Origin of the sequence: Pinirhizobacter sp. (genome assembly GCF_035317885.1) — a bacterium.
In the GTDB taxonomy this organism is placed as follows: domain Bacteria; phylum Pseudomonadota; class Gammaproteobacteria; order Xanthomonadales; family Rhodanobacteraceae; genus Pinirhizobacter.
On sequence record NZ_DATHFX010000405.1, the window covers coordinates 1 to 8,612 of the forward strand.

11 protein-coding genes are annotated in these 8,612 nt (G+C 64.4%); 4 read left to right on the plus strand and 7 right to left on the minus strand.

All coding sequences use genetic code 11. The features are described from left to right. Both VK519_RS13375 and VK519_RS13380 read left to right on the plus strand, forming a co-directional pair. The coding region (locus tag VK519_RS13375; protein ID WP_324350553.1) for an NlpC/P60 family protein at positions 1 to 364 on the plus strand (364 nt) is incomplete at its 5' end. 100 nt (positions 365 to 464) lie between these two features. Then, positions 465 to 1,412 (plus strand): LysR family transcriptional regulator, encoded by a 948-nt coding sequence (locus VK519_RS13380; protein ID WP_324350555.1) that lies wholly within the window; start codon positions 465 to 467, stop codon positions 1,410 to 1,412. Between the two features lie 65 nt (positions 1,413 to 1,477). On the opposite strand, the gene VK519_RS13385 is transcribed toward VK519_RS13380, so the two are convergent. The 3 genes from VK519_RS13385 to VK519_RS13395 all read right to left on the minus strand — a co-directional run bounded on the left by VK519_RS13385 (position 1,478) and on the right by VK519_RS13395 (position 3,999). Beyond that, positions 1,478 to 1,828 (minus strand): hypothetical protein, encoded by a 351-nt coding sequence (locus tag VK519_RS13385; protein WP_324350556.1) that lies wholly within the window; start codon positions 1,826 to 1,828, stop codon positions 1,478 to 1,480. 96 nt (positions 1,829 to 1,924) lie between these two features. Next, the gene (locus VK519_RS13390; protein ID WP_324350557.1) at positions 1,925 to 2,596 is read right to left on the minus strand and encodes a glutathione S-transferase; all 672 of its coding nucleotides are present in this window, start codon (positions 2,594 to 2,596) and stop codon (positions 1,925 to 1,927) included. A 92-nt stretch (positions 2,597 to 2,688) separates the two neighbouring features. Further along, positions 2,689 to 3,999, minus strand: a complete 1,311-nt coding sequence (locus tag VK519_RS13395) for a thioredoxin family protein (protein WP_324350559.1) — start codon at positions 3,997 to 3,999, stop codon at positions 2,689 to 2,691. Between the two features lie 209 nt (positions 4,000 to 4,208). Here VK519_RS13395 and VK519_RS13400 point away from each other — a divergent pair, with 209 nt between their 5' ends. Further along, positions 4,209 to 4,913 (plus strand): hypothetical protein, encoded by a 705-nt coding sequence (locus tag VK519_RS13400; protein WP_324350560.1) that lies wholly within the window; start codon positions 4,209 to 4,211, stop codon positions 4,911 to 4,913. A 27-nt stretch (positions 4,914 to 4,940) separates the two neighbouring features. On the opposite strand, the gene VK519_RS13405 is transcribed toward VK519_RS13400, so the two are convergent. After that, a complete protein-coding gene (locus tag VK519_RS13405) occupies positions 4,941 to 5,759 on the minus strand; it encodes a ferritin-like domain-containing protein (protein WP_324350561.1) in 819 nt (272 codons plus the stop codon). 127 nt (positions 5,760 to 5,886) lie between these two features. Between VK519_RS13405 and VK519_RS13410 the strand changes: the two genes are divergently transcribed. Beyond that, positions 5,887 to 6,945, plus strand: a complete 1,059-nt coding sequence (locus VK519_RS13410) for an NAD(P)-dependent alcohol dehydrogenase (RefSeq protein WP_324350562.1) — start codon at positions 5,887 to 5,889, stop codon at positions 6,943 to 6,945. Here VK519_RS13410 and VK519_RS13415 read toward each other — a convergent pair. The 3 genes from VK519_RS13415 to VK519_RS13425 all read right to left on the minus strand — a co-directional run. Then, positions 6,942 to 7,358 (minus strand): universal stress protein, encoded by a 417-nt coding sequence (locus VK519_RS13415; RefSeq protein ID WP_324350563.1) that lies wholly within the window; start codon positions 7,356 to 7,358, stop codon positions 6,942 to 6,944. The two genes, VK519_RS13410 and VK519_RS13415, sit on opposite strands and share 4 nt — an antisense overlap. 40 nt (positions 7,359 to 7,398) lie before the next feature. Continuing rightward, the gene (locus tag VK519_RS13420; RefSeq protein ID WP_324350564.1) at positions 7,399 to 7,710 is read right to left on the minus strand and encodes a glycine zipper 2TM domain-containing protein; all 312 of its coding nucleotides are present in this window, start codon (positions 7,708 to 7,710) and stop codon (positions 7,399 to 7,401) included. 58 nt (positions 7,711 to 7,768) lie between these two features. Then, positions 7,769 to 8,612: YihY/virulence factor BrkB family protein (locus VK519_RS13425; protein ID WP_324350566.1), on the minus strand; the 844-nt coding region annotated here is incomplete at its 5' end.

The following is an 8,612-nucleotide window of genomic DNA, read 5'->3' on the forward strand; positions in this document are numbered from 1 at the left end:
CGTGTACCGCAGCCTTGGTGTGCAGATGCCGCGCAATACCGGTGACCAGGCCAAAAGCCCGGAGCTCGCACACCAGTTGTTCACCGCCGCTGATAACCACCAGGCGCGGATGAAGGCGATAGCTCAGGCCCAGGTGGGCGACCTGATCTACATCCCTGGTCACGTGATGATGTTCCTGGGGCGGGTGAATGGAGAACCGTACGTCATCCAGGACGTCGGTGGCGTGATCTACCTGGATGCCCAGGGCAACAAGCACTGGACGCGCACCAATGAGGTATCGGTGACCCCGCTGCTTCCCCTGCTGGTGGACGAGAAGCTCTCCTACGTCGATGCCATGACCAGCCTGGTGCACATCCGGCCATAGCCATCGCCCAGGATTCGGCCTTGAAAATGGACGAATCCTGCAATGATTTTTTGTTGGCATGCGTATGCTCGCAAGGCAATCAACAGCCCAGGGCACATCCATGCAGCGCACGCTTTCGCGGGACATCCAGGTCCCTGCCAGTTATCGTCTGGAAAAACCCCTCCCGGCGTTGATCGACACCGCGTATCTGCGGTCGTTCGTCGTGGTTCACGAGGCGGGTTCCATCGCCGCGGGTGCGGCGTGCCTGCATCGCGTGCCGTCGGCGGTAAGTCAGCAGATCCAGCGCCTGGAAAGCCAGATGGGCGGTGCGCTGTTCCTGCGGGGCAGGCGTGGGCTCGTGCTTACCGAGCGGGGACGCAAACTGCTGCCGTTGGCGATGGATATGCTCGCTTTCAACGACAACGCGCTTTCAACGATGCAGGGCGAGACCTCCGGCGCGCGAATCGTCGTGGGCATGTCCGACACCTACGCGGCAAGCTTCCTGCCGCCCATCCTTGCCGCGTGCAACCACGCACTGCCCGGCGTTACGGTGGAACTGCGCACCGGATACGGCCCGGGGCTCTGGGCAAGCTACGAGCGGGGGGAAATCGATGTCCTGCTTGCCCAGGCATGTCCGGCCTCGGTCATTGCCGAAGTAGTGCACGTGGAAACCTTGCGCTGGATCGGCGTCCTTGAAGACCCTTCGGAAGATAGCGACATCGATCTTGTCGTCTTTGGCGAGGGTTGTCCTGACCGCGAACTGGCGATCGACGCCCTTGTGCGGGAGGGTCGCGGCTACCGCCTGCGCTTCGAAGGACACTCACACGCGTCGGTGGTTGCCGCGGTTCGTTCAGGCCTGGGCGTCACGCCCATGCTTGCCAACACCGCACCTTCGCCCATCCGCACCTTCGTGCCGCGGATCGAGCTTCCGCGGCTTGGCGCGATCGAACTCTCGCTCGCCTGCGCCGACAAGTCGGCCGGTGCTGTCCCGGCGGCATTTGCACACATCGTGCGCCAGTGCTTTCGGCGCGTGCGCGAATCACCCGGCTCGCATCGCGACACGCTTTAGCAAGCTCGTACGAAAAGACCGGCACGTGGCCGGTCTTTTCACTCAGGCGCAGCGGAATAACCGGGTTATTCCTCGCGGTTGTTCCAGATATGGCGCAGCAGCAGGAATGTCCCCACCGCCACGGCGGCGATGCCTACGGCGGTTGCCGGATGACGCTTGACCTGGCGACGCAGTCGCCGGTACTGGTAATTCGCCTCGTCGGCGAAATCCTCCGCAAGGTAGGCAATCGGGCGCGTCTGCCGGGCCCGCTTGCTCCACTTCAGGCCCAACCTGCGACCGTGCTCGGCAAGATCCGCCGCCGTGTCGCGGCCACGGTCGGCAAGGTCCGACGCACGATCGGCAGCATCGCTCGCATACCCACGGACGCGGCCGGACACACCGTTGACGGCACTTTCAAGATCCCGGTACTTGCTCATCGGCCACTCCCTCTCATGCGTATCGATTCTTCACCGAGGTTGCCGCCGAAGTCGTGAGCCTGGCGTAAAAAGTCCGGCATGGGCCGCCGATGGCGTTCAGCTAAGCAGATCGTAGGCGCCACCGCGGTCCAATGCCCGCTGGTACGCGGGGCGAGCGTGAATGCGTTGCAGAAAAGCCGCAAGGCGGGGATGGGTGCTGTCCAAGCCAATCCTGGAGGCCGCGGCCTCCAGGGGGAAGCTCATCTGGATGTCCGCTGCGGTGAATTCATCGCCCGCGAACCAGGCGTGGGTGCCCAGTTGACCTTCCAGGTAGTCCAGATGCAGCCGGATCTGCGGATCGATGAACGTTTTCTGCCCCGCGCGGGCAATCTTCCTGGCAATCGGCCTGGCGAAAAACGGCATGGGCGCGGACTCGATGCGGCTGAAAACAAGTTTCAGCAACAGCGGCGGCATGGCCGAGCCTTCGGCATAGTGAAGCCAGTAGGTGTAGCGGAGCTTGTCGTCGGTGCCCGGCGCCGGCACCAGGCGGCCGCGACTGTGGCGTTCGACCAGGTATTCGATGATCGCACCGGATTCGGCGATCGTGCGCCCGTCCTCGGTGATCACGGGCGACTTGCCCAGGGGATGCACGTTCTTGAGTTCCGGCGGCGCGAGCATCGAACGCGTGTCACGCTGGTAGCGCTTCACTTCATAGGGCAGGCCCAGTTCCTCAAGCAACCAAAGCACCCGCTGTGACCGCGAATTATTCAGATGATGGACGGTAATCAAGGGCTGCATTCCGCTGCGACTGGAGGAGGCCGAGTGTAGCGGCCTCCCGGTCGACGGCGTCGCGAGCCCGAAATAAACAGTCCGCCGGCCGCTTAACCGACGGCCTGGCGTAGCCGCGCGGCGGCTTCAGGGAAGGTCTTGCCTTCCTGCGCCACCACGGTATCGACCACCTTCTTCGCTTCGTCCTTGCGGCCGAGCGCGATCAGCGCCTTGGCGCGGTAGGTCGCCACCTGCAACTTGTTCGCGCCGTAGGCCTTGGCCGAGGCTTTCTCAAGGAAGGGCAAGCCTTCCTGCGCGCGGCCGTTCTCTACCAGGTTGCGGCCGTGGCGGTAGGCGTAGACGTAGTCGTTCGGGTAGGCGGCGATCAGCTTCAGTTCGAGCGCGTCCACTTCGTCGGCGCGCTTGGCGCGCACCAGGTACACACGCAGGTTATCGGCGAGGTTGCGGTCGCTGGCGACGTTATTGCCGAGCTTGCCCCGTGTCATGTCGATGGCGCGGTCCAGGATGGTTTTCTCGCCGGCGGCATCGCCCGCCGCGGCGTCGACGTCGGCCAGCGACAGCACGCCACTGCGGATGTCGGCGCACGGTGGGTTGGCCACCAGTACCTGGGTGTCGACGTACGATTGCATGGGCTCTTTCTGTTCGGCGGCCGCCGCGCGTTTCTCCTCCGGCGGCAACGACGCGGTGGCGCTGAGGAGGTCATCGAGCACGTAGGGGCGCAGGCAGCCGATGCGGCCGGCGAGAACGTGTTTGGCCGCATCGGCGATCGCGGTGTCGTTCTTTTCGGCCTTGGCCTTGAGCAGCAGCAATTGCTGCCGGCCCAGGGCCACGTCGCGGTCCTTATCAGCGACGTTCTTGACCACCGGCGGCAGTGTGTCGAACCAGGCCAGGCCCTCGGTGCCGGCGTAGCGCTTCTGGTAGTCGTCCAGTACCGCGGCTACGGCGGCCAGCGAACCCTTCTGGGCGTCACCCTTGAGCTTGTCCAGGCGCTGGCTACCCGTGAGGATCGCTGCGACCTCGGGATAGAACTTGTCACGCGGGCGCTCGGCCAGGATGCGCCCCAACTCATTGCCATGTTCATCCAGTGCCACATAGGTAGGCAGGAAATGCACATTGAGTTTTTTCATCCAGGCCTGGCCGTCCGGGTCGTCGGCATCGGCCTCGACGAACACCACCTTGCTTTCCAGGGCCTTGAACTCAGTGCCGTTGAGCACGTGCGAGGCCATGAAATAGCACGAGTAGCACCACACGGCCTGGAAGTCGATCAGCACCGGCTTGTGCTGGCGGGCACCCTGCTCGAGCGCGGCGGCGATGGTGGCCGGACCCTTGCCGGATGAGGCGGCCGTGGCCGGGAGGGCGGCGGCGAGCGCCAGGGGCAGCAGCAGTGCGGCGAGACGCTTCATGGGTGTGCCTTTGGCGGTATAGACGTCCATCCTATGGCCAAACCCACGCGCTTTGCAAAGACCCCCCTAAAGCGAGGCGGTGGCGCCTTCGGGTTTTCCGGCCGCCGCCAGCAGTCCCGACCGGGAAAGGCGCCATGGTCGCGCCGCTTGCAGCGGCGGGGCGGGGCGGTCCAAGCTAGATACCCCAAGAATCAACCGGATGCCCCGCCATGCCCGTTCTCCGCCCCGCGCTCCTGTCGATGCTGCTCCTGGGTACCGTGGCCTGTTCGGGCCACGATGATGCCCAGCAGGCGGCGGCGCCCGCGCCGCAGGCGGATGAATCCGCCGGCAAGCTCGAAACCTACCGCAAGCTCCTGTCGATCCATAACGAGGCGATGGCGGTGCAGATGGGCGAGGACATCCTCCAGCGCTATCCCGACACACCCGCGGCCGCCGAGGTCAACAAGACCCTTCCGGATCTGAAGGTCAAGGTCGAGAAAGATGCTGAAGAAGCGCGACTGAAGAACCTCTGGCAGTACCAGACGGCGCCCATGGCCGGCGGTACGCAGTTGACGGCCACGCTCTATTCCAGCCGCCCCTCCGGTGACGGACGCGTGCGCCTGGTGCTGCGCCGGCACACCGCCTGGGGCCAGAGCGTGTTCCTCTTCGGCAGCGGCAAGGGTTTTACCTGCGCGGGCAATTGCAAGATCACGGCCACCTACGACGGCAAGCCGCACCCGCTGGTGGGTTACCGGCCTACCACGGGCGAGCCTGCGATGTTCATCAAGAACGACCAGGCGTTCATCACGGAACTTCCGAAGGTGAAGAAAATCCAGATGGACATCGTGTCGGCCGATCGCGGCAAGCAGACATTGGTGTTCGAGACGGCCGGCTACGATCCGTCGAAATTCCCGGCATTGGCGAAAAAGAAGTAACGCCGCGCCGCCGAAGCGGTCCTGTCCCTAGTGCAGGAACAGGCGCTCGGTGATCTTCGTCAGCGGCTTTTCCAGCGCATTGTGCAGCCGCGCCGGAAGGTCCAGGGGTTTCAATAACATCTTCACGGTCATCTCCGCCGGCAGGTGGCGCTTGAGCAATCCCTGCGCGTGGGTGGTGATGCGGCGGAATTCCGCGTGGTTGCCGGCGAGCGCTGGATAGCGCCGGTCGAACACGTGGCGCATGGCGATGTCGCTGTCTTCGCTCTTGATCTCGTTCACGCGTTTCAACACCGCGCGGAAGATGCGGTAGCGGCCAATCCGTTCGCGGTCGCGGTACAGGCGGAAGTGCTGGTAGAAATGCTTGTAATGGCGAACTTCATCGCTCTTGATGAAGTTGGTGAGTGTTTTCAATACCGGTTCGTCGGTAACGTCGTTGAGGGCGCGGTAGAGGCTGGCAGTGCCCGTTTCCACCACGCAACGCGCGGCCAGTTCCAGGCCGCGGCTCGGTTCGAGTTCCTCGGCGGTACACACCGCGCCGTACTCGTTGAAGAATCCCTTGAAGGCCGCTTCCCAATCGAACTCCGGCCATACGTGCCGCACATAAGCCGACAGTGCGCGGCCGTGTTGCATTTCCTCATGTTCCCAGTGATCGCGCAGCCATGCCTGCAGTGCGTCGTCGCCAGCGAAGTGATCAATCAGGTTGTGCGTGTAGAGGTCCGAGCCGCTCTCGATGAACGAGGCGCTGCACAACAGCAGGAAGAGGTCTTCGTTGTCGCGGACGCGCGTTAGGTCGATGCCGTCGAGGTCGATGTTTTCCAGCGACCAGGGAAGGGGGGGATGGCTCACTGCGACGACGTCCTCGAAGGTGGCGGGGGATGAGGTGACCGGATTGTTACAAAGCTTGGCCCCGAAGGCGACAGGGGAGGCATCCGGTGGCATACCATCGGGGTTTTCCCCTTCCCTGGAGCTTTCGATGATCCCCGCCGCCAGCTATGCCGCCCCGGCCGCCAGGGCCCCCCTGGGCCCCTACCATTTCCAGCGCCGGGACCCCCGTCCTTCGGATGTGGTCATCGAGATCCTCTGGTGCGGCGTCTGCCATTCGGACCTCCATCAGATACGGGACGAATGGGGCCAGGGCCAGTTCCCCATGGTCCCGGGTCATGAAATCGTGGGCCGGGTGATCGACACCGGCCATGACGTGAAGGGATTTTCACCTGGCCAGCTGGCCGGCGTCGGCTGCATGGTGGACTCCTGCCGGGAATGCCCGTCCTGCCGGGAAGGACTCGAACAATTCTGCGAAAAAGGCTTCACCGGAACCTACGCCTCGAAGGATCGGCAGGACGGCACACCCACCCAGGGTGGCTATTCGAGCGTGATCGTGGTGGACGAAGCGTTCGTGCTGCGTATTCCCGACAATCTCGAACCTGCCGCGGTGGCACCTCTGCTGTGCGCCGGCATCACCACGTATTCCCCGCTCAAGCACTGGAAGATCGGCCCGGGCAGCAAGGTGGGCGTGGTGGGCCTGGGTGGACTGGGCCATATGGCGCTGAAGCTTGCCCACGCCTTCGGTGCGCAGGTGGTGCAGTTCACCACGTCGCCTTCGAAGAGGGACGACGCCATGCGCCTGGGCGCCGATATCGTGGTGATGTCCAACGACAGCGCCGCGATGAAGGAACATGCCGCCACCTTCGATTTCATCCTCGACACCGTCTCGGCCCCGCACGACCTGAACGCCTACCTGCAGCTGCTCAAACGCGACGGCACCATGACCCTCCTCGGCCTGCCCGATACGCCGCCCACCGTGCATGGCGGTCCGCTGCTCTTCGGTCGCCGCCAGCTTGCCGGCTCGCTGATCGGCGGGATTGCGGAAACCCAGGAAATGCTCGATTTCTGCGGCCAGCATGGCATCGTGTCGGACATCGAGGTGATCGCCATCCAGGATATCAACGAGGCTTACGAGCGCATGCTGCGATCGGACGTGAAATACCGATTCGTGATCGACATGGCGAGCCTGTCGAAGGATACGCGCTAGCGGATCACCGTCACTGGCACATGTGCGTGGGACAGGATGTCGGTGGATACCGAGCCGAGCAGCCAGCGCGCCAGTGCCCCGCGCTCGGTATGGCCGATCACCACGTGGTCCGCGCCATACTGGCGCACCTGGTTCAGCAGGGCGTCGCCGGGGCTGCCGTGGACAATGTCCACGTCGATCAGCGCCTGGGCATCGGGCACCAGGCTTGTCAGTTCGGCAAGCAGCGCGGCACTGCGCTCGGTGCTGGCGTCGGCCATCATCAACACCGAGGCATCGGGTCCGCCTTCGGCGACCTGCAGCACGTTGACCACGCGAACCCTTCCACCGGCCAGCCGAGCCAGTTCAACAGCGAAGGCAAAGGCGCGGCGGGCCGTGTCCGACCCGTCATAGCCCACCAGTGTGTACTTGACCATGTGCTTCATCCGCTCCCATGCGTTTGCTGCCTATGATCCCTCATTCCTCGTGGCAACGGCGCTCGGTGGTGTAGTAGGTGTGCTTGCGCTGGTTGTTCTGCTGGATCTTGTTGCCGGCATAACCGCCACCGACGGCGCCGGCTACGGTGGCGAGGGTCTTGCCCTTGCCGCCGCCTATTTGATTTCCTACCAGGCCGCCCGCCACGGCGCCGATGGCGGTGCCGGCGATGCGGTGGGTATCGCTCGATTCCTTGTGTGCCACGCGAACGTTGCGGCAAACCTCGTGGGCGCCCACGGTCAGGCTGGCCATGGCAAGGCTCGCGGCGGCTACATGGGTGATGAACTTATGCATGATGGTCTCCTCCACGGTCGACATCATCCATGCTGGTTGCCATGCCGTGACGCGCGCATCAAAAATCGCTGTCTGGCGGCTGACCGGGCCTCACGACATGCACGCGCCTGGCGTGGGGTCGTGGCTGGATTGCCACGCCGCGCTCCTCGGCCACCGCCTCGGTGAGCTCAGCCCCCAACAGCAGGATCAGCGCGGAGTAGTAAACCCACACCAGCAGCACCACCACGCTCCCGGCAGGGCCGTAAGGCCCTCCGACGTTGGAGTGGTCCAGGTAAAGGCCGATGCAGAACTTGCCCGCGGCGAAGAGCACCGATGTGAGCGCCGCGCCCACCAGGGCATCGCGCCATGCAATCACGGCATCGGGCAGTACCTTGAAGATGGCCGCGAAGACGAATACGAACACCGCCATCGCCACGATCGCTTCGAGCGCGGTCCAGGCCACCGTGCCGCCCTGGACGAACATCGCGATCAAGGCGCTCACCGAGAACGAGACGACCAGCAGGAAGGCAAGGGCAAGGATCAGCCCCACCGCATGCATGCGCGACCGGATCCATCCCATTACGGCTTTCCCGGGCTTCGGCTGCAGGCTCCAGACGCGGTTGATCGCACCCTGCAACTGCGCGAACACCGCCGAGGCGCCGACCAGGGTGACGAGGAGGCCGATGATGCCGGCCACGCTGCCCACGCCCGGCCGCTGCCGGGCGTTATCAAGCACCAAGCGGGTGGTTTCGGCCGCGCGGGGGCCCACCATCTGGTTGAGCCCGTCGATCATCTGCTGCTGCCATTCCGGCCGCAGCGAGGAGGCGATCCATAGCAGCAGCACCAGCAACGGGGCAAAGGAAAGGGCTGAGTAGAACGCCAGCGCGGCGGCGCGGGTCATCAGTTCGTCGTCGCCGAAACCC

What these genes read in the sequence shown, in the direction of transcription:
- VK519_RS13420 (WP_324350564.1), bottom strand. Translation starts at nt 7,710, where the DNA reads ATGCATAAGTTCATCACCCATGTAGCCGCCGCGAGCCTTGCCATGGCC.
- VK519_RS13415 (WP_324350563.1), bottom strand. Translation starts at nt 7,358, where the DNA reads ATGGTCAAGTACACACTGGTGGGCTATGACGGGTCGGACACGGCCCGC.
- VK519_RS13380 (WP_324350555.1), top strand. Translation starts at nt 465, where the DNA reads ATGCAGCGCACGCTTTCGCGGGACATCCAGGTCCCTGCCAGTTATCGT.
- VK519_RS13395 (WP_324350559.1), bottom strand. Translation starts at nt 3,999, where the DNA reads ATGAAGCGTCTCGCCGCACTGCTGCTGCCCCTGGCGCTCGCCGCCGCC.
- VK519_RS13400 (WP_324350560.1), top strand. Translation starts at nt 4,209, where the DNA reads ATGCCCGTTCTCCGCCCCGCGCTCCTGTCGATGCTGCTCCTGGGTACC.
- VK519_RS13410 (WP_324350562.1), top strand. Translation starts at nt 5,887, where the DNA reads ATGATCCCCGCCGCCAGCTATGCCGCCCCGGCCGCCAGGGCCCCCCTG.
- VK519_RS13385 (WP_324350556.1), bottom strand. Translation starts at nt 1,828, where the DNA reads ATGAGCAAGTACCGGGATCTTGAAAGTGCCGTCAACGGTGTGTCCGGC.